The 20,074-nt window shown below is 43.9% G+C and carries 17 protein-coding genes and 1 pseudogene; 4 read left to right on the plus strand and 14 right to left on the minus strand.

Going from position 1 to position 20,074, the window contains the following annotated elements; all coding sequences use genetic code 11:
• Positions 1 to 79: 79 nt before the first annotated feature.
• On the plus strand, positions 80 to 538 hold the full coding sequence (locus ATY38_RS05995; protein ID WP_062558511.1) for a type IV pilin protein: 459 nt from the start codon (positions 80 to 82) through the stop codon (positions 536 to 538).
• Positions 539 to 678: 140 nt separating this feature from the next.
• Here ATY38_RS05995 and ATY38_RS06000 read toward each other — a convergent pair whose 3' ends face one another.
• Together ATY38_RS06000 and ATY38_RS06005 are read right to left on the minus strand one after the other, a co-directional pair.
• Positions 679 to 3,948, minus strand: a complete 3,270-nt coding sequence (locus tag ATY38_RS06000) for a DUF748 domain-containing protein (protein WP_062558512.1) — start codon at positions 3,946 to 3,948, stop codon at positions 679 to 681.
• A gap of 256 nt (positions 3,949 to 4,204) precedes the next feature.
• Complete coding sequence (locus tag ATY38_RS06005; protein ID WP_176767907.1) at positions 4,205 to 4,669, minus strand: FKBP-type peptidyl-prolyl cis-trans isomerase; 465 nt, start codon at positions 4,667 to 4,669, stop codon at positions 4,205 to 4,207.
• A gap of 186 nt (positions 4,670 to 4,855) precedes the next feature.
• On the opposite strand from ATY38_RS06005, the gene ATY38_RS06010 reads away from it, so the two are divergent.
• A complete protein-coding gene (locus ATY38_RS06010) occupies positions 4,856 to 5,311 on the plus strand; it encodes a YbaN family protein (protein WP_062558513.1) in 456 nt (151 codons plus the stop codon).
• Between the two features lie 60 nt (positions 5,312 to 5,371).
• Complete coding sequence (locus tag ATY38_RS06015) at positions 5,372 to 6,829, plus strand: DUF4139 domain-containing protein (RefSeq protein ID WP_062558514.1); 1,458 nt, start codon at positions 5,372 to 5,374, stop codon at positions 6,827 to 6,829.
• A 175-nt stretch (positions 6,830 to 7,004) separates the two neighbouring features.
• On the opposite strand, the pseudogene ATY38_RS17035 reads toward ATY38_RS06015, so the two are convergent.
• The 10 genes and pseudogenes from ATY38_RS17035 to ATY38_RS06060 form a co-directional block, all read right to left on the minus strand.
• Positions 7,005 to 7,588: pseudogene (locus ATY38_RS17035) on the minus strand (PmeII family type II restriction endonuclease).
• Entirely contained in the window at positions 7,539 to 7,952 is a 414-nt protein-coding gene (locus tag ATY38_RS17040) for a DNA methyltransferase (RefSeq protein WP_418006995.1), read from the minus strand. The pseudogene ATY38_RS17035 and the gene ATY38_RS17040 overlap by 50 nt, the downstream one beginning before the upstream one ends.
• 158 nt (positions 7,953 to 8,110) lie before the next feature.
• On the minus strand, positions 8,111 to 8,413 hold the full coding sequence (locus ATY38_RS16445) for a DNA methyltransferase (RefSeq protein WP_235590401.1): 303 nt from the start codon (positions 8,411 to 8,413) through the stop codon (positions 8,111 to 8,113).
• Between the two features lie 88 nt (positions 8,414 to 8,501).
• Positions 8,502 to 9,530, minus strand: coding sequence for a VanZ family protein (locus ATY38_RS06030; RefSeq protein WP_062558515.1), 1,029 nt, complete (start codon positions 9,528 to 9,530; stop codon positions 8,502 to 8,504).
• A 366-nt stretch (positions 9,531 to 9,896) separates the two neighbouring features.
• Positions 9,897 to 10,412 carry a DNA-deoxyinosine glycosylase gene (locus ATY38_RS06035; RefSeq protein WP_062558516.1) on the minus strand — a complete coding sequence of 172 codons (516 nt, stop codon included), beginning with the start codon at positions 10,410 to 10,412 and terminating at the stop codon, positions 9,897 to 9,899.
• Positions 10,413 to 10,428: 16 nt separating this feature from the next.
• Positions 10,429 to 11,166, minus strand: a complete 738-nt coding sequence (locus ATY38_RS06040; RefSeq protein ID WP_062558517.1) for a 2,3-bisphosphoglycerate-dependent phosphoglycerate mutase — start codon at positions 11,164 to 11,166, stop codon at positions 10,429 to 10,431.
• Positions 11,166 to 12,251 (minus strand): fatty acid desaturase family protein, encoded by a 1,086-nt coding sequence (locus ATY38_RS06045; RefSeq protein ID WP_062558518.1) that lies wholly within the window; start codon positions 12,249 to 12,251, stop codon positions 11,166 to 11,168. The genes ATY38_RS06040 and ATY38_RS06045 overlap by 1 nt, the downstream gene beginning before the upstream one ends.
• Positions 12,252 to 12,273: 22 nt before the next feature.
• Complete coding sequence (locus tag ATY38_RS06050) at positions 12,274 to 12,690, minus strand: HIT family protein (RefSeq protein WP_235590402.1); 417 nt, start codon at positions 12,688 to 12,690, stop codon at positions 12,274 to 12,276.
• A 45-nt stretch (positions 12,691 to 12,735) separates the two neighbouring features.
• Positions 12,736 to 13,485 carry a phosphocholine cytidylyltransferase family protein gene (locus ATY38_RS06055; protein ID WP_082633006.1) on the minus strand — a complete coding sequence of 250 codons (750 nt, stop codon included), beginning with the start codon at positions 13,483 to 13,485 and terminating at the stop codon, positions 12,736 to 12,738.
• Positions 13,486 to 13,577: 92 nt separating this feature from the next.
• Positions 13,578 to 14,735 (minus strand): cysteine desulfurase family protein, encoded by a 1,158-nt coding sequence (locus tag ATY38_RS06060; RefSeq protein ID WP_062558520.1) that lies wholly within the window; start codon positions 14,733 to 14,735, stop codon positions 13,578 to 13,580.
• A 183-nt stretch (positions 14,736 to 14,918) separates the two neighbouring features.
• On the opposite strand from ATY38_RS06060, the gene ATY38_RS06065 reads away from it, so the two are divergent.
• Entirely contained in the window at positions 14,919 to 15,662 is a 744-nt protein-coding gene (locus ATY38_RS06065) for a hypothetical protein (RefSeq protein ID WP_062558521.1), read from the plus strand.
• 73 nt (positions 15,663 to 15,735) lie between these two features.
• Here the strand turns inward: ATY38_RS06065 and ATY38_RS06070 are convergent, their stop codons facing one another.
• Together ATY38_RS06070 and ATY38_RS06075 are read right to left on the minus strand one after the other, a co-directional pair.
• A complete protein-coding gene (locus ATY38_RS06070) occupies positions 15,736 to 16,521 on the minus strand; it encodes a hypothetical protein (protein ID WP_062558522.1) in 786 nt (261 codons plus the stop codon).
• Between the two features lie 13 nt (positions 16,522 to 16,534).
• Complete coding sequence (locus ATY38_RS06075) at positions 16,535 to 19,774, minus strand: TonB-dependent receptor domain-containing protein (protein ID WP_235590403.1); 3,240 nt, start codon at positions 19,772 to 19,774, stop codon at positions 16,535 to 16,537.
• Positions 19,775 to 20,074: the final 300 nt, after the last annotated feature.

Here is a 20,074-nt window from a genome sequence, read left to right on the forward strand (position 1 = left end):
TGAATTTATAACTGACGAGCGTCTAAATTATTTATAGAATGTCTCGTAACATTAATATCCGGGGAGAGACTTACAGGTTATGAAACAATCTTTTTATACATTTAAAGTAATGGGGTTTACTTTGATAGAGTTAATGATAACAGTGGCAATCCTGGGTATTATCGCGGCCGTTGCTCTTCCATCCTATCAGGATTATGTAAAGCAATCTAACAGGACTGTAGCAAAATCAATACTGTATGAGAATGCTCAATTTATGGAACGATTTTATTCACAGAATAACCAATATGATGCAACTGTGGGTGCAGATGGGATGATTGATACCGGTGATGATATCGCTGTGGTACTACCTATTCTTCAATCACCGAGAACTGGAACAAGGCAATATGCTATTTCATTACAATCAGTATTAAACAATACCTTCGTACTCCGAGCAGTGCCGACCGGTTCAATGGCGGGGGATGTCTGCGGTACGCTTACTTTGAGTAATACAGGTGCTCAAGGCGCTGATGGAAATGTTGCAGATTGCTGGAATCGTTAGCCTCATTACTTTGCATAGTGAAAATCTCCAATAGGCTACAACCCCGTGTATTCTAGCCTTTTCAATGATCGGACGAGAGTTTCTCAATTTGTAGTGGAGGGTTTTAACTTGCGATTCCCCGTGGCTTTGCTGCGGGTTGTTTATTTCAATGAAAACTCTACCCGATTGCCAGATTTTTGTTCATCTATTTTAGTTTCATGACTACTGACGACGAATATTCGTTCGATGGCAATTCCCCCATTCTCAATCAGCCAGCTACGTGCCGCATTAGCGCGATTTTCTGCCAGCACTTCCAGGTCATTATCATGAATCACCGTGTGTTCAAGCATGAGTTGTTCCATTTCGGCATCAGGAAGGCTCTTGGTTAGGCCAATGATATTCTTTGGTTTCTCAAAATCTTCTTTTTTATAGGCCATTTCAAGGTATTTGCTATATTCTTCCGAGTCTAATGTTATGTCTGCAAGGGTGCTGCTGGCAATCCCTTTTTTGACATCTTCGGCTAACTTCTGTGCTTTCACTTTTTTTTGCAGCATTGCTAGTTTCAATCCTTCATGATCAGTGACAGGATCGACATGGCCGGAAATTTCCAGTTCCAGAGACGGACGGTCATTTAAAATTTCGGATAAGGTTTGCAAGCGTTGCAGGGACTCATCTTCGATATTTGCAAAACCGGGGGTGAAGGTGATTTCAGATAATTCTTCTCCTCCTTCAAATGCTGAACCCAGTAATGTGAAAGGAGAGGTAATCGCCTTGGTGATGAGATTCACAAATGCCTGGAAAATAATGTCGCCAAGATTGAATTCAGGATCATTAATCGATCCTTTAAGCGGCAGGTGTATGTCAATTTCACCCTGGCGGTTTTTAAGCAGCGTAATCGCCAGGTCGAGCGGTAGAGAGACGGTATCTTCGCGATCAATTTTTTCTCCGAGGGTAAATTGATCCAGAAAGATTTTGTTATCAGCTGATAAAGCGCCATTCTCAATCTGGTAATTGACATCGGCTGATAGCTTGCCCTTTTCAATTGCATAACCCACAAATTTTCCTGAGTAAGGACTGAAGGGGGGTAAATCGATATCTTTGACTTTTGCGTTAAGATCAAGAAAAAGATTGTCACTGAAGGGTTCTATTTTGCCATTTATTTTCAATGGCGCTGTTTTGTCAATAGTGCCTTGAATATCGATAACCCCAAATTTTCCTGGATATAATGGGCCGATTTGGCCTGTAAGTCCTGTTAAATTTGCGTGATAATTAGGCTTGATAAAGCGATCGTGAAAATTGATATTACCTTGGTGCAATAAAACCTGCCCGATACGAATCAAGGTTTCTTCTGGAGTTTTAATCTGATAAGTATCAATAGGTTTTATATCAGGTGTAGTAACTTTCACTTCAACTGCATTGGTATTTTTAGCGGCTTCTACTTCAACATCCAGCGGCTTATCGATTTGCACGATATGTACAAGATTAAGATCGCCGTTAGGTAAAAGTATCATGCGCGCATAAAAATCGCTGAAGCGAACAGTTTTTATATCGATGCGCAATGGATGGGTAGCCACATTCAATCCATTGATATCCATTTTTTTCCATTTCAGCAGATCTTCCGTATTTTTGGGATCAAATATATTTAGGTTATAAAGCTTTGCTTCACCTTTCACTAAAATTTTCATTGGATCGCCATGCTGTGCTTTCAGATTACCCAAAAAAGACACATCTCCACTTGATATCAGTGCATTTAACTTGTCACCCATCCAGCCCTGCAAAGATACTAGATCTACGGTATCAAGGTTTAAAGCCAGGTCTGTGGCAAACGGCGACCATGAAAGGGAACCATCAGCTTTAATCTGACCGCGTTGATTAACGCGTGCATTGATTGATAGTTTCAGAGGCGTGATGCCTTTTAGATCGACGTTATCGAGAGTAATATCGAGAGGATCTATGATCATCGGAGGCGTTTTAGTCAATGTCAGATCTTCATAGCTCAGCCTAGCTGCGCTGAGCTTTATGCGTTTGATTTGCGTTGTCCACGGCGTCGCCTCGTTGTTGCTGGAAGGTATTTCCTTGCGCGCATGCGCAGAGGGAGTAATGGAAGTGTCTTGAGTTGATTTGTTTTCGGCTGCTTTAACCCCAGCATTGGAATAAGTTGGTTTTCTCCCAGGAATGGGAATGCTTTTTTGCGCTTCCACTTTAGCTGCTTGGATTTGTGCTTGAGTTTGAGTCTGTCCTTGTGCATCGATAGGCTCAAATAAACGGGCCAAATCGATTTGGCCGCTGGATTCTCGCCGTAAGGTCGTGTTCAAGCGATCAAGAACTGTTTCTTCTAAGGTAATTCGATGCAATTTTGTGTCGATTTGGATGCGGTCGATAATTAGCTGAGCAAGTGATAAGGCAGGCTCACTTTCGCCTTCACGCGTTAATTCGACTTGATCCATTTTTAATTTAATTTGCGATGGGTTGTTACGCATCAAATCTACCTGAGTGAGTCCAATGTTCAGTTCTTTTACATTCGTGCGATAAGGCGCAGCTACCGTAGTATCTTTTATAGCTAATTGCTGCAATTTCGTATTGCCGGTAAGCACAATAATGGGAGCTTGGTCTGGTTCCTGTGTAAACGTAACAAGCAAATCACTGTCGAGAAAACCTGAAAGGAGCCTGATTCCTTGGGGCAGGGGTGCATATCGATCAAATTCGGACAAATCGATTTTATTGAATTTAAGCGCTAACGTTGCTTCCTGTGGGACTGTAAAAGGGCGCAGCTTGCCTTCCAGTGCAAAGGGCGATCCGTTAATTTTTGCGCTAAAGTGGGGCTCTATCCAATGTTCTAATGCACTATCGAAATTAGCAATAACAGGAATGCCCAAATTAATTTCAGTGATCTGATGATCTGTCTGCATGTGCCGATCAATAAACTCAAAATGTCCTTCCTGAATCGTAATGTTACTGATCGAGAATTGGGCGCCATCGTCATCTTTTTCATCCGAGGGTTGACTGAATTTCTCCAGTAAATCAGAAATGTTTAGTTGGTCCTTTGTTTCTCGAATCAAACGAAATTTAGGATGTGTCAGAGCAACTGCTGTGATCACGGGTGCACGTTGTTTCAGCGACTTGATACTGAGATCGATATATAGTCTGTTAAAAGAAAAAAGCGATTCACCTGGTTCGTCACTATCCGTTTTCACGCCCACTTGAAAACCGTGCACAATCAATTCCAGCGTATGTGGTTTGATTTCGATCGAGGCTACTGTGACAGGGCGCTGCAGGAACTCGGATAAGCGTATCTCGAGTTGAGACTTTGCATAACCGGGCAACCAGAAATAGCTGATGGCTGCTAAGAGGATAATCACAATTGCTATCACGCCGAGACTGATGCCCAGACGTTTGTATCCAATGAAACGGTGCGATTTGGTCGTAGTCATAGCAGCTTCCTGTCATTCTCAGTATATATATTATGAAACGTTCAGGCTGATTAAAAGTACCCGTCGTAACCGGCGGGAATTGCTCTTTAGGTCGGAGATTTGCGACTCGCCGACCTCTGGAAGCGAAGAATTAAATTTGCAGCGATTAAATGAATTTAAGAATTGAAGGGCAAATGAACTTTATTCGGAGGTAATAAACAATTCACCTAATAGCCCAATTACAATATTTGCCTAACTATCGAATAAAATACAAATCTTAATAGTGTGCATCTTTTTTCAGACCAATCAATTCTACGTCAAAAATCAAAGTAGCATTCGGTGGAATGATATTTCCGGCACCACGCGCCCCATACGCCATGGATGGCGGAATAATTAAAGTGCGGTGTCCTCCTACTCTCATCCCTTGAACACCGTGATCCCATCCTTTAATGACGCGACCGGCTCCCAACATGAATGAAAAATGTTCTTTGCGATCAAAGGAGCTGTCAAATTTGGGGCCTTTTTTGTCAGGCGCATCCTCATCATAGAGCCATCCGGTATAATGCACGTTGACCGTTTTTCCAATTTCCGCTTCTTCTCCTGTACCGACTTTGTTATCAATTTTTTGCAATTCGGAACCATTTGCGGTTGCATGCTCTTTGTAAGCAAACGCAGCGTGGGATAGCATTAACAACGCAAACAACATGAAGCTTAAATTAATTAGTATTTTGATATTGCGCATAATTTCCTCAAGAATAAAATTAAATCCGGTTAAATTGAAAAATGTGCCCTTGGATATTATAGCCGCTAACGTTAATTTCTGATCTGCGGCCGGTCCAAATGATGGTTGCTTTTTGGATCAAACTTAATTAAGTTATAAAATAAATAAATATTTCTTTCCTAAGATACATTAATTACATAATTAAAAATGCATGCATCGGAGCAGCAGAAAACAAACCAGAATGAACGGAAGGTTGCGGATAAGCAAACGGCGGATTTGTTATGCCTGCATGATTCGCCGATTGTACGTATTCTGTATTTGAGTGCCGGTTTTCTGGCATTGCTGCTTGGCGCATTAGGAGCAGTCTTGCCGGTGCTGCCTACCACACCATTTGTGCTTCTGGCAGCTGCTTGTTTTGCTCGTGGTTCAGAGCGCTTTCATCGTAAATTGCTGGAAAATAGAATAGCGGGTCCGATAATTCGCGAATGGAATATTTATCATAGTATCCCGCATCGCGTCAAACGCTGGGTATATTTTCTGATGTCATTATCATTCGGTAGTTCCATTTTAATCGTACCTGAACTGTGGCAAAAGATCATGTTAATTGGGATCGGAAGCGTATTGGCTTTTTATATCTGGCGTATCCCTGTAAGGGAAGTCTGATGTATTTTTTTCTTGAATCAATTGAATTCATTTAACCTCCTTATTTAGGTCTTGCATGTCATGAGTATCTTAAATCGCATCTCAAGCCAAGCTTTGTTGACGATCAGTTGCGCACTGCTTCTTTGTGATTCGATGGCAAATGCGGGAACCGGAGAGCAAATGACTACTCTCGCGGACCAGAAATCAGTGGCGGTTACTATTTACAACAATGACTTGGCTCTAGTTAAAGATTTGCGCCAGGTTAATCTTGTCAGCAGTGATTTTAATCTGGCATGGCGCGATGTCAGTGCGCAAATACGACCGGAAACTGCATTGCTGCGTAGCGTCAATTATCCGGGTGGCATTACGGTAGCCGAGCAAAATTTCAATTTTGATTTGCTGACACCACAAAGCCTGCTCAACAAATATATTGGGCAAGCGGTAACTATCATTAAAATCCATCCGGCAACCGGCGCAGAAAGCAGGGAACATGCAGTGGTATTGGCTGCCAGCGATGGGGTCGTGTTAAAGATGGCCGATCGTATTGAGACAGGTATTCCCGGTCGGATAATTTTTGAGAGTGTGCCAAACAACTTGCGTGACCGCCCTACACTGGTGATTAAAGGAAACCGTAGCGATCCCGCAACACAGGAATTGGAACTCAGTTACTTGACAAGCGGCTTGTCCTGGAAAGCGGATTATGTTGCGGAACTGAATGACGCCGATGATCGAATGGATTTATCCGGTTGGGTTACGTTGACCAATTCCAGCGGAACCCATTATTCCCAGGCAAAACTACAATTGGTGGCTGGCGATATTAACCGAGTACAGCAGGAACTTGTCGCTCCCATGGCAATGCGAGGCAAGACCGCATTCGATGCTGCGGAATTGTCAATGAATCAGGAGTCTTTGATGGAATACCACTTATACCATCTGAATAGGCCAACGACTCTTGCTGAAAATCAAACCAAACAAGTTGCATTGCTCAATGCTGTCAGCGTACCTGTGCGCAAGGAACTTGTTCTGGCCGGTAACGATTACTATTATGCTTCACGCCATGGCGATCTCGGGCAAAAGCTTAAGGTAAGCGTATTTGTGCAATTTGACAATAGAGAATCGGTACGATTAGGTATGCCTTTGCCCAAGGGCACAATGCGTGTGTATAAGCGCGATAAAATGAGCAATGCGCAATTCGTGGGTGAGGACTGGATTGATCACACGCCGATCAATGAGACTGTGCGGCTGAAACTGGGTCAATCGTTTGATGTGACGGCAGCGAGGAAACAGACTGATTTCAAACAGTTAAGTGCTGGTAATAATACTATTAATCGCTTTGAAAGTGCTTATGAAATCACACTCAAGAATGCAAAAAAGGAAGCGGTTACAGTGCTTGTTCAAGAACCTATTCCAGGGGATTGGAAAATCATTGAAGAAAGTCAGTCGCATAGCAAGCCTGCGAGTAACATGGCCGTGTGGAAAGTAGAAGTGCCTGCGGAAGGGTCGGTGATGCTTAATTATCGAATTCAGGTCAGATATTGATATAAAAATTCTTCTAGAATTATATTGCAGAATTAAGCCGAACCAATTTTTCCCAATCAATTTCTCCGTTATCTTTGCAAAAGTTATTTGAAAATTCTTTCGTAAATTTGTTAATCATTTGTGCATAAGATTCTACGAAGTGATCATTTTTTTCTTTCGCATTGTGTCCAACGGGTTAAATGATTTCTGTGAATAATTGGTTGTTACCGGATATAAACTCCCAAAAACGTTGACCACAATATTTAAAATAATCTCCTTTATCCGGTTTGCTATCTTTGCCGTAACAGCATCCGTTTACAGCAACAATATTCAATTGTGAATTGCTGGTTCTTAATGTCTTTTTAGCAGTCTTGAATTCCGCTATCATTTTTGCTATTTGCGAACTATTACCCCAATTCGGTCCGATTTGATCGTTACAATGTTTCTAATACCGCGGTTATCGAATTCAAGATCAATGCCTGTTATGCCGGATTTGCGACCATCATAAGTTTTATTGTTAATGAAAATAGCAAGTCCTTCCAGCCAGTCGCCAAAAATGGTTTCCTCATTTGATGAGATGTGCGCGTCGACCAAGCTTTTAATAATTTGTTCAGCGGTCAATACATTCTTTGCTTTAAACAGATAGGGGTTTTTTCGTTTCAGAACTTGTGATAACTTCAATCGATCAAGAATTTGAATGCGTTTCTGGTGAAAATTCCCGATATTTTGTTCAACGTAAAGTGATACGTCTCTTAGGTTTAGTTGTTTCATAAACCGCATTAGGTTCGAATAAATAGAGTTCAACAGGGTTTAATTGTTTTTTTACCATTTCACAGTACTCAGGAACAATGTCGATGCCTGTTGAGCTTCGTTTCATCCGGTTTGCAACAATTAATGTGGTTCCAGAACCCATAAACGGATCAAGTACTCTATCATTTTCTTTTGTAAATAGTTTGATAAACCACTCAGGCAGTTCTTCAGGAAAGGCTGCGCTATGATTTTTGTTGTTACATTCTGTGGCTAAATGTAAAACATTTGCGGGATATGCCTTCTCCCTATAAAGCCAGTTTGAGATATTCTTACCGAATCCGCTCCCAACTTTAGAGTTATCACGAGTTTTATCGGTTTTGGAAAGATTTTTCAGCCTTGAATTTGTCTAGTCATTGGTACCATGACTTCTTCTTGATACATATTGAATTTTCTATTTTTATTGAATTGAAGAAGCCTTTCCCACGCGTCACGGAAACGATTAGGCCATTTGCCCGGATAGCAATTTTTCTTATGCCAAATAAATTCTTCCGTCTATAACCATCCTTGTTTGCGCATTTCTAGGATGAGCTCGATGACATAAGTGCTGCGCTCACCTTTGATCACCTTTTCCTTAATATTTAACACAAAAGTTCCTGTAGGTTTTAAAACCCTCAAAAGCTGCGCTGAAATTGGTAAAAACCATTCTACATATTTATCATGGTGAATACCGCCATACGTGTTTTTTCGCTGGTCTGCGTAAGGTGGTGACGTAATGATAAGATCAATAGAATCATTGGGAAGCAGCTTTAATTGTTCTGCACTGTCGCCATGATAGATATCAGCGGTTATCTCCATTTCATATATTCATCCGTATTAGGTGTTTTTTGGCATGATTGTCTATTAAACAGCCAGCAAATTAAGATACAAATCCTTGTGAGTCAAGTCAATAGGAGGGTTTATCGGAATTATGTTTTATATAAAAAATATTAATCAGGATAATACCAATAATACCGCCTATTGCATCAATAAAAAAATCTGTTACAAGAGGAGTGCGGCCTTCGATATAGAGTTGTGCAAGCTCAGTGCCGGCACCTAGAGAAAAAACGATGAATATCACCCGGCTTAAGGGTTCTTGCGTCATCATCAAAGCGATAATCAAGCCCAGCAAAAGAAAGGAACAGAAATGCCAAATCTTGGATAAATCCCATAGGATAGTGGCTTTAGGAGATTCACTCTGCGTATGAAAGTGTGTTTTTACTTCATCGGATACCTGATTCTTGGTATCTCCCGGAAAGGTTGTTCCAGCGATTATGGAAATGAAGGTGCAAACCAGTAATAAGCGCATAAAAATACTGTGTTTGTTGTTAAAAAGCCATGAGCCCGTCAGCAGCAGAAAGAAAATGCCCCATGCCGATAGCGTGATGTTTCTGGTCATCGTAAACATCCGGGTTTCGCGGACGGGATAAAGTTTGATATTGTTTACCTGGAGTGAGCCGGTAGCTTGACTTAATTGTGCGATTATTCGGATGCTTTGGGTTTCAGGTGAAACAGTAAAAATGCCTTGATAGTTTTTCCAATCATGGGTTCCTGTCAGCGATACGATCACGGTGGCTAGGTCCCAACGCTCCTTCTTTTCGTCAGCCTGTAACAGTAGGAGTCTGGCCTGATTCCAGGGTTTCTCGCCAGCTATGACATCATTGCATTTGACATCGGCGGATAGCAATAAAATCGTACCCGGCGTAACCTCCGGGATGTTCTGATAAATGCTGGTTATGGTTGTTGCATTATTGGAAAAAAGAGTGAACCCGGTACTGGTAAGATCAACCTGGCTATTCCCGAGAACTTTGTATTGCCAATGGCTGGTTAAAAGCTCAGATCCATTTTGTTCATATGGGGGGATCCAAGTATGGGATGTGATGGTGGTGCCGGCCAATAAAATAAAAAGCCAGCACTGTATTTTAAACAGCGACATGCATCAGATGCCGTTGTGCAGCAATATAATGCAATCTGTGCGTCTATAAAATTCAGGAAAAGTTAAACATGCTATTTTATGCACTATGAAGATTTGTAACAGCCTCCCTGTATATACAAGGCAGTCCAGCATTGTCTTTACGCGGAGAAAGCGATTTGAGCGTTATTTGTTTGATCTAGAAATACTGAACCATTAAGCTAATATATCCAGCGGCAAAAATAATAAGCACAATAATCACGAGCTTTTTCATTGAATGAATTCCTTTCTGTGAGAGATTAATTAGCTGTTGCTGTATCGTAGCGTATAAGTAAAGCGCATCCTGGGCTGTGCCGTCAAGTATTTTGCATTGCTTTATTGAGTCAATGGTCAGTGTGCTTTTAATGCTGACTTAATCAGTTGATGCCATGTTTTACATTTCTCATCGGATGATAATCTTGCGTTAGCAGGGCTTGTGGAGGGTAGTCTTAACAGAGTTATCGATCCTAGCTTGATGTCCGGAATCACGTTACGTCTAAAGCAGGCTTCTGCTTTTCCACCATTAAAAAATACGTGGGTAATGTGCGGGTGCAATGCAAAAAAGGCTGGAAAATTGTTGACGATCTGCGTGTCAGTTTCAATCATTGAATCCAGGCTTCCAGCGCGGTTGCAGGATTTAAGTACATCCCACAGCGCGATGGGCGATGATTTCAGAGCGATTATCTTCTCTTCATAGCGCGAATTTGCTTGGATTTGCAGCAAAGGGGCGATGATTGGCCAAAAGGTATTGCGTGGATGCGCGTAATATTGATTCGCCGTAAGTGAAGCTTCACCAGGCATGCTGCCGAGAATCAGAATTTTTGCACGCCTGCCTGCAATGGGGGCGAAGCTGTGGATGATTGGCATGATGAATCGAAGCTTATCAAACGAGCTTGTCGACGTAATAATGCCGCAGAGCGTTGCATTGCTGATCCAGTTCATACACCAAGGGTCGACCTGTAGCCAGCTTCAACTTCATGACCTGTGCAGGGGTGAGATGATCCAGTAGCATCATCAGTGCCCGCAGGGTGTTGCGATGAGAGACGATCAGCACGTGTTTTCCTTGCCCGACTTCCGGTTGAATCGTATCCTGCCAATAAGGTTTGAGACGCGCTAGGGTTTGTTGCATACTCTCTCCCATTGGCAGTTCATCGCGATCAATAGTGGCATAATCGGATTGGTTGCCGGGATAGCGATAATCTCTTTTATTCAGGCCCGGGGGAGGGGCGTCAAATTTGATTTGACAACCCAGAATCGGCCAAATACCGAATTGCTTGATCGCCGACCAACGTCCCATGCCTTCCAGTGCCCCATAGTGACGCTCGTTTAAATGCCAGGTCTGTAGCACCGGAATATCCAAGTGCATGGCTGCCAGGACAATGCGTGAAGTTGATGTGGCGCGTTGCAATACGGAAGTAAAACACACATCAAATGTAAAGCCTGCACGTTTCAGCAAGTAGGCCGCTTGTTCAGCTTCCTGTTCACCTTTTGGGCTCAGTGCTACATCGCTCCAGCCGGTGAATTTTTTGTCACGATTCCAGATACTTTGCCCATGACGCAGCAACACCAGCTTTGTCGGGCTTTGCGGGGAAGTGTTTTCCGATGGGATAGCTTCTGGCATCAGCTACTTTGTCGCTGTGAGGGATGCGTGGCAGCTTCGGATGATTCGCGCCAAATTTGTTTCAGCGCTGGCCATAAGCCGCTGCGCAGTGTTTGGATATACTGGGAATTGTCTGTCAGATTATTGACCAAACGGCGCTGTGCCTTGCCAAGATTATGGTATGGCATGCTCATAAAGAGATGGTGCGTGGCATGGTAACGCAGACCGACGGGTGCCCACAGCGGCGTAATCAGGAAATTGCCGGGAATATTGATCGAATCCAGATACTGCTCAGGCAATGTCATTCTGCGATCTCCGGGGTTGCGATAAGCGTGAGCAACCAGCGTACGCAATGAATTGAGGATAAAAACAGTTACCGCGATCAAATACCAGAGTATCAATAACGAATAGGGGAAAACCTCTAATATCACCAATGCGATGACAGTTGTGCCAAACAAGCAAGCAGCAATTTCTTGCTGCCGCCAGTTAAGGTCGTTGCGAACAGCATTTTCAGCGCGCCGGTAAGTCGGATCAATCGTCAATGACGATGCACGTTCCCACACAACCTTGCGCAGCGGAGGGATCAGATAGGCAAGAGGCGTCAATACCACAAACCGCATTGCCAGAAAGATTGGGATCAGCAGCGACAATAGCACATACACCACTATTTCTCCGGGCTTACGCGTCGCAAACGGCAGATATTCCCCATCAGCATGGGTGCCATATACATCCGGTTTGTGATGATCATTATGCACGCCATCATAAGTAAACGAGGGGATCATGAATGGGATGCCACTCAAGAGATTCCATGCCAGACGGAAGTTTTGGAACGTGCCTTTTTTCAAATGTGCTAGCTCATGCACAAAAATCGCCGAGCGGTATAACGCCAGCACCGCGACTACAAAGCTACCCAGTTGCCACAGTGATAAAAACGGAGAAAACAATGCAGTGAAGAAAGCGGCCCAGCCCAGTGTGACATGAAACAGAAAATCAACCCAATATATCCACGGATTCGGTGTCATCAGGTCGCGCACCAGATGATGTGCTTCCCGCAATGGAAATTCCTTGATGTAAGGTCTTTCCTGTTCAATAATTTGTTCAGTCACTTGTTGTCTCGCACCCTTACAGTTATGGCCAGCAGGTTCGGAGATGTTTCATAATCTGCTGGTTGATATTTGTGTCCGTTTTGTTGATTTGACTTAAGTTCGGCACAGCCGGCCAACCTGCATCAACAAATTCCACTCCGGCGAATGACTTAGAGTGGGCATAGCGTGGCAGAACATGAAAATGCACATCCGGATCAACCATCATCAGCATCAGATAATTGATTCTGTCATATTGAAAAGCCCGGCTTAGCGTCAATTCGATATGGCGGGTTATCTCATGGAGTTCTGTAAAACTCGCCACACTCAACTCCGAGAAAGCTTTAGCCGGCTCATGTGCGACTAAAACCAGCGCACCCAGTGTAGCCTGCGCGGGGCGTAGTAATACTGACCAGTATTGATATGCTCGGATCACTGTTTCTGGTGCACCGAACTTGTGCATGGTAGCGTTGCAATCTGATGGAACCGAATTCTGCATCATACGAATTTACTCGCTAAAAATAATTCCCGCCCGCGCCAAGTCTTCGATAAAGTCGATTTCGCACCAACGAAAGCCTTTTATAGAACAGGAGCTTACTAAATGTTGCTTGGCTAGGCGATCAATAATCGATAAATACCATGATTTGAGTTCCGCCGGATGACGCAAAGCCTCTTCCACAGCATTACGAAACGTATGTGCGCCTTGCTCACGGAAGTAAATCAAACCGATCGATTCCGCATTGACTTGATGTGGCGGTACGATTTTACTGACTTGCCTTACCCAGCGATCGGTGTCCAATTGCACCTTCATATCGTCGGCGTCATAAATGTCCTTATCATCTACACTCAGTGTAATGGGCGCAGGCTCTGAATTCAAGACCTTACTTAGCAATGCCGATTCGATTACGGTATCACCGTTTAACAACAAGAAATCGCCATTCATTTCAGCGCGTGCAATCCAGCAGCTTGCCAGATTATCCGCTACCTCATAAAAGGGGTTAAACAGAATTTTAATCTTGGAATGGTTGGTGTAACGTTGTTGCAACAACGCCTCAATCAAAGCCACCTGAAAGCCGGTAATAATCGTAATATCATGGATGCCCACAGCCAGCAAAGCATCAATTTGCCAGGCCAGCACAGGTTTATCGGAAACTGGCAATAAGCATTTCGGCGTATTCTCGGTTAGCGGCAACAAACGGCGACCCTGCCCGGCGCTCAGAATGATGGCTTTGATCGATTTCGTGGCTTGGTTCGTCATAGATAAATTGATTTTAAAGTACTTTTCATGCAACGCGGTGATAGCAATGCAGCCATTGTAACCAAGTTTGGATTTAGAGAGTGCGGTATGCTTTAAAAAGAAAGACTGCTGATCTGCTTTAGTTCTGCAACAATGTGCTGGGTGGCACGCAAGAAACTGTCAACTTGTTCCAGCGTATTACTGCGTCCCAGACTGACACGCACTGCGCAGCGTGCAAGCATCGGATCGACTTGCATTGCATTCAGCACGTGACTTTGTCCCGGATTTACGCTGGAACAGGCAGCTCCGGCGGCAACGGCAAAACCGGCTTTATCCAGTTTAACCACCAGCGTGTCGCCTTCAATATCCGGTAATGCAAAATAACACGTGTTGGGAATACGCGCAGCAGCACTGCCAAAAATTACTGCATCCATACTTGCTAGCCCTTTTTCCAACTGATCCCGCAATATTGAGACATGCTGTGCGGTTTCGGTCATACGTGCCTGTGCCAATTCGCACGCGACGCCAAAACCTACAATTGCAGGTACATTCTCGGTGCCGGAGCGCAGTCCGTTTTCATGTCCGCCACCGTAGATCAGCGGTTTCAATAACAACCGTTTGTCGACGATCAAGGCTGCCGCGCCTTTGGGGCCATAAATCTTGTGCGCGGAAAGTGTCATGGCATGCACCTTGAGTGCCGAGAAATCAAGCGGAATTTTTCCCAATCCCTGAATCGCATCGGTGTGTACATAAGCGCCATGTGAGCGCGCCGATTCGGCAATATGAGCAACATCCTGAATCACACCGGTTTCGTTATTGGCCAGCATTGTCGCAACCAATCCCGGTTTGTTTTTTTGCATTGCGTTACTCGCCGCATCCAAATCCACTCGTCCGGAAGCATTCACCGTCAGTTGGTGCATCGCCCACGCATCGCAACTGCGGCGAGAAAGCGCTTGGGCCGGTTTCAACACACAAGGATGCTCAATCGCGCTGATGAAAAGATTGCCGGGTTTCAAACTATCCGCTGCGCCACGGATAAATAAGTTATTCGCTTCCGAGCCGCCGCTGGTGAAAATCACCTGTACCGGCTGTACCCCTGCCGCATCCGCTACTTGCCTCCGTGCCTTGTCAATAGCACGGCGCGCGTTCAAACCATACCCGTGGCGACTGGAAGCATTGCCGAATTCCCGCTGAAAGTAAGGCAGCATAGCCTCCCACACAGCGTCATCAATACGGGTAGTGGCGTTATGGTCGAAATAGACTGGTTCCATTCAGCTCATCTGTAAATTGGGAAAGACGGTATGATAAACCTAATGAATGTTTTTATGGTGCTGAGTATTTTATGTACCTGCCTCCACACCTATATGCCTGCCGAATGTTTTTCGCTAGAGTTCGCCAATATTGGATGCTAGAATCATTTAAAGTCAACAATCAAATCAAGGGAGAACTGCATTATGCTGGCAGAGAAGCGTTTAACTGAATTGGGTTTTACACTCAGTCAGGCAATAGATTTTATCAATACAAATATTAATCAGCCCCAAATAATCTTCGATGTAGCATCAGAACACGGTGTAAACACCAGAATGCTGAGTGAAATATCGGGTTATTCGAAAGACGTGGTTCATGGATACTTTTTAAACGCGGGCTATGACAGCGCGACGATAAATACACAATTAAATACCAATCTTCTGGTGAATTCTAGTTTAGGTTCGTTGGAAAGTCTTGTCGCCTTTAATGAAAGAGAAGGTGTTTTATCGAATGCCTCATTGCGTGAAGTGGTTAAGCCGGTAATTGATGCGAATTACGACTATGATGGGACTTTTGGCCCGGCAAACTTGAATCAATCTGATGACGGAGTTTATTCTTCAGGGGAGTTAGGTGTAGAAAATCTCAATGATGTTCTTGCAACCAATGACAACCTGGAGTCTTTGTTTTATGGTTCATTAATTAATATTTTTCTGGCACTTGACCAAACTGAACTGGATCAGATCAACACGTTTCCCGCAGGTGATGATCCCGACGAGTTTCAGGTGCTTGTCCTTGAAGCATTGAGTGAATCACCTGCATCAGTTGCCTGGAATGATGAACAGTTGGCTGATCTGGTAACCGATGAGGCCATCAATCTTTTGGAGAGATACTGGGTTAGTGATCTTATCGGCGTGCTGGATCATAGTTTATTGGGATTAGCTTCAGCTTAAAAAGTATTATGAGACAGTGTAGTTTCATCAAGGCAGTATCCTGCCATTGATGAATGGTTTGAATCGCAAATGACTAACAACTCGCAGCCTTGATACATACGCGATACCATGATCCGCCGCCAGAATTAATATCAGTACAGCACGGATTTACTTGCTCAGTAATGACGTATAAAGAGATGGGCGTTCGCAGTTCGGGTAACGATTGAGGTAAGCGAGGCAATGCAGGACTGATCGCAATATAATCCTCACTTCTGAAAATTTTAGCGTCTCCGCTTATTGCATTGGTTGCAACAACAAAACCGATTTCGAATTCAGCGACTTTCGCAACTCTCCTGAGTGTTGTTTCTAAGCGGTGGATAAGTTCGCTGCTTATCGGTGGAATTGAAGAGTCTGTGGTGTTGTTTCCACTTTTCTCACAGATCAGCGCAGTCTGTGCATCGACATGGATATAGTTGCAATTTTGTGCGCCTTCTACCACACCCGAGATTGGTATAACGTTGATTGCGGTAATTTTTTTGTATTGAGGGATTCGTGGATCGTCGGATGTGAGCGTGAATTCAGCTGTTTCATTTATCATATGCACCACTGCACCACTGCGGCTATCGATAAAACCTATCTGGGTAAATGAAAAGCCTAGTGCCTTAACGAGCTCTTCCGATTCGGTTTTCGTTAACCTGTTCTCCTCAGTGATTGCAGCAGGCGATCTTTGGTTGAATTCCCTAAGATGTTCTTTAACTTCATTGATTTCTTCTTTAATTTCACTCTTAATCTTATCGATTTGTTGTCCTTCACAGCTTGCGAGTAATAATGAAGAAAATATAATTACCATAGCCATGGTTATCAATCTATTATTTAACATATTACCTCTCCTTTCAAAAATTTAAAGTAATTCGTGCAAAAATTGTTCGCTCTGGAATAAAGCGTGGGCCTACCTGCTCCGGGGTTATAAAATTGGTGGTACGGTATAAGAAAAACTCATCAAATAGATTTCTGGCTTCCAGACTAACCATTCCTCTGCGTTTGGGAAGTCGATAACCAATCGATGCATCAACCAGGAAAGTTTTGTCGGTACCTTCATTGTCTTGTTTTCCTGTTCGATCTACTTTTTGGTGAATAAAAGTTCCGGTCAAGTTGGCGAAAAAACCGTTTGGATTGAAATAATCGATTCCTGTCGGGAGAGTCAGCGTATCGATTAAATGAGGGTTGCCATTAATCTCATTCCGGGAAAATTTTTCAAACTGAATTTCACTTCTTGCTGTCCAGCGTTTATGAAGTAGTCCATATAAATAAGCCCGAATTAACGATTCTTTTTGATCATAAAGACTGACGCTTGTTGGTAAATGAATAGGAACACTTAAATCCCGATCTGAGATCTCAAATCCGCTAAACAATTTATCCCGAAAATGAGTATCTATTCCAATACCGATACGGCGGGATTTAGTCCCATTAAAATCGTCAAACAGTTGATTAAATCCGGCGATCTGAGTCGGCTCAATGGTTTGATGAGCGGTAAGTGGCGCTTTAACTGTTTCTAGCCATGCCATACGTAATCGCACATAGTTTGTAACGTTCCACTGCAATCCGAATTTTGGATTGAATCCATCAATTGTATATTCTCTTTCTTTGTAGGAATCATAACTAAACCCCACCGTCGCATTTAAATCGGGATGAAGATTCAAATTCGAATATACATAACCATTTGTTTTGTTTCTACCAAAGTTCTCACAACATTGAATTGTATTCACTGATGAATGTAATTCAATAGTAGGGTCAACATTTAAACGATAAACACCGGAGCCAGCGAGTAAGTTAAACCACGAGCTGCGAAATTGATATTGAATTTCAGTTTGATATCCTTCTATTTTTTCAGAATTAGTTTTTAATACCCTTTCACCAAGACTCTCATTTTTCCTATCAGAATATTGACTGGAGGTAATGATACTTTGATTGGGTGACAAATCGTATCGTGCGCCCACCCGTACTGTATCTTCGTTGATATTTCTGCGCCATCGATTTTGCAGTGCATTAGGATCAGCAGAGTCTCTGTCAAAATCCTGCAACAAATAACCATGGTGGGTCGAACGTGTCCGCACTTCAGCTTGAAGATTCAATTTGGACGTCAACGCATGCTGAACGAAAGCATTGAGAATATCATGATTCTGATCGTTGTTGGTGCGGAAGCCATTGGTTTCATAATGAAATTGGCCCAGGCTGATCGAAGTGCGCTCATTGAACTTGGAGAATACCACTTCATTACCCAAGCTACTATTGTTGCCGACTACACCAGACGTGACCAATTGCGTTTTGCTGCGTTCCATCAGAGGAGTGAATTCGTTAAATCCGGGATTCGATGGGCCTGTATTATTAATGATATTAAGATCGGCTACCGCCATGTGCGGTTGAACGGGATTGACATTAATCGGTTGCAGCAATTGCGCTTGCAGCAGCTCACTGACACGAGCAGCTTCATGACGTGGAATATTGGCATAGGTATCGGATAAGAAACGGTGTGCCGAATGATTAGCCGGATCGAAGCTCAACGATTTTGCCGTTTCCATAATGGCGCGTTTTTCAAATCCCAGATTTTCAAAGATGCGCGCCAGGCTGGAGCCTCTGGCCGCTTCATCGCGATCAAGCAGGAACTTGGAGCGATACACCGCACGGTTATTGTTCAGTTCAATCGATTTCTGGATATCCCTGAGTGCCTCTACCGGTCGATTCTGGGTTTGTTTCTGGATACCGTCATAGAGCCACGGGGTTGGGTCTTTCGGATCACGTTCTTTGGCCAGATCAAATTGTGTGCTCGATAGCGGGTAGCGTTTTTCTTCGAAATACGCTTTACCCAAATAACTGCGCATCAACGAATTGGCCGGATCCAGACTGACGGCGATTTCGAGTTCTATGCGTCCTGCTTCGAGATCGCCTTCACGAATCAGCGCGATACCAAGCCCGAGCCTGGGCATCGGATCAGTTTGATCAAGTTCGATCGCGTGCTGAAAAATTGCTCTTGCCGTTTGTGTTTCCAGTTGCAATAACCGTGCAAAGCCTAATATCGTTTGTGTTTTGCTCAAAGCAGGATTGAGTCTGACTGCTTGTTGCGCGGCTTGCCTGGCTTGCTCTAGTTCACCGAGCGACATTTGTAATTCTGCAATGCGCGCCCAGGCCAGCGCATGCCGCGGATCCAGTAGCATAGCCTGTTGTACACTTTTAAGTGCAGCTTCAATCTCAAAATGCGCTTGCTGGACATAGGAAAGCGCCAACTGCGCTGCGGCCGATTCCGGATTGCGGGTAACCGCTTTGGTGGCCAACCTGAGTGCTTGATCTTTATTAGTTTGTACTACAGCGATGACAGTCAGTATGGCATAGGCATCACTGTTGTCCGGTTCTTGCTGCAGTACGCGCTGGATGATTGTCTGAGCTTCTTCCACCTGCCCGGTATTGAGCAATTGACTCGCTTGATGAATTAATGCATCGATACCTTGTATGCCACGATCCTGCCAGTAATCCAAGATAGTCGGATAATGCAATGCCCATTGCACCGCATCGATGGGGAAGATTATGATTTCTTTTTGCGGTGCCTGACCTTTGTGGATAGTGGCCGCTTCATGATCATTAAGTGCCAGCTGACCCCGATCATTGCTGACGGATACCTTGCCTTCGTAGACCACAACTTCTGCATCGTCACCATGTACGCTGACCAGAAATTCAGTTCCGTCCACACTCGCGTTAACAAAGGGGGTTCTGATTCTGAACGGTTTCGGTGTTCGCGTGATGATATGAATTGCACCTTCGATAAAATCTAGTAGTGAGATATTTTTATCTTCTTGCACTGCGGGAAAAATAATACTGGATTTCTGATCTAGCCTAAGCATGCTATCGTTATTGAGCCGCAACCCTGCACGACTGTGGGATCTGGAGCGGATCATGTCACCGCCGCACAGCAGTGTATCCATGCTGGCCGATTGCCACGCTTTTTCCTGAATGCGCTTGATCTCGATCACCCCCTGTACGGATACGATGCGAGCGTGGGCAGTTTCCACTGTACACGTTGCTGAGGCATGCAGCAAACCGGTATGGCTCAAAGGCAAGAGTATCGTGGTCAGTATAAGCATCAAGCCGGATGCTTTTCCAAATCGCCGGCGGAGCAAGCCTGGGCAGCATATGTTCATTCTTGATTGATCTTATTTTATATTCCCATACATTACAAACAAACGCGATCAATTTGCCAACTCAGAAGAATTGATGCAAGGAGTGTTCCGTTGTAACTTTAGAAGAACAGTGAAACTTACACGGTGAGGATGTTAGCGTTTTTCTTCTCGATTATATGTGGTATTCCCCACACGTAAACAGGCTATTGCGCGTAGTGAATTCAAATTACGAAGAGAAAGATATTTTGAGAAATCATGAGCCTT

Origin of the sequence: Nitrosomonas ureae (assembly GCF_001455205.1) — a bacterium.
Lineage (GTDB): Bacteria > Pseudomonadota > Gammaproteobacteria > Burkholderiales > Nitrosomonadaceae > Nitrosomonas > Nitrosomonas ureae.

Bases quoted from the DNA above. Each gene is read 5' to 3' on its own strand.
- ATY38_RS06015 (WP_062558514.1), top strand. From the start codon at position 5,372: ATGAGTATCTTAAATCGCATCTCAAGCCAAGCTTTGTTGACGATCAGT.
- ATY38_RS06070 (WP_062558522.1), bottom strand. From the start codon at position 16,521: ATGTTAAATAATAGATTGATAACCATGGCTATGGTAATTATATTTTCT.
- ATY38_RS06010 (WP_062558513.1), top strand. From the start codon at position 4,856: ATGCATGCATCGGAGCAGCAGAAAACAAACCAGAATGAACGGAAGGTT.
- ATY38_RS06075 (WP_235590403.1), bottom strand. From the start codon at position 19,774: ATGCTTATACTGACCACGATACTCTTGCCTTTGAGCCATACCGGTTTG.
- ATY38_RS06050 (WP_235590402.1), bottom strand. From the start codon at position 12,690: ATGCACAAGTTCGGTGCACCAGAAACAGTGATCCGAGCATATCAATAC.
- ATY38_RS06035 (WP_062558516.1), bottom strand. From the start codon at position 10,412: ATGCCAATCATCCACAGCTTCGCCCCCATTGCAGGCAGGCGTGCAAAA.
- ATY38_RS06030 (WP_062558515.1), bottom strand. From the start codon at position 9,530: ATGTCGCTGTTTAAAATACAGTGCTGGCTTTTTATTTTATTGGCCGGC.
- ATY38_RS06065 (WP_062558521.1), top strand. From the start codon at position 14,919: ATGCTGGCAGAGAAGCGTTTAACTGAATTGGGTTTTACACTCAGTCAG.
- ATY38_RS06060 (WP_062558520.1), bottom strand. From the start codon at position 14,735: ATGGAACCAGTCTATTTCGACCATAACGCCACTACCCGTATTGATGAC.
- ATY38_RS06005 (WP_176767907.1), bottom strand. From the start codon at position 4,669: ATGCGCAATATCAAAATACTAATTAATTTAAGCTTCATGTTGTTTGCG.
- ATY38_RS06040 (WP_062558517.1), bottom strand. From the start codon at position 11,166: ATGCCAGAAGCTATCCCATCGGAAAACACTTCCCCGCAAAGCCCGACA.
- ATY38_RS16445 (WP_235590401.1), bottom strand. From the start codon at position 8,413: ATGGAGATAACCGCTGATATCTATCATGGCGACAGTGCAGAACAATTA.
- ATY38_RS06055 (WP_082633006.1), bottom strand. From the start codon at position 13,485: ATGACGAACCAAGCCACGAAATCGATCAAAGCCATCATTCTGAGCGCC.
- ATY38_RS05995 (WP_062558511.1), top strand. From the start codon at position 80: ATGAAACAATCTTTTTATACATTTAAAGTAATGGGGTTTACTTTGATA.
- ATY38_RS06000 (WP_062558512.1), bottom strand. From the start codon at position 3,948: ATGACTACGACCAAATCGCACCGTTTCATTGGATACAAACGTCTGGGC.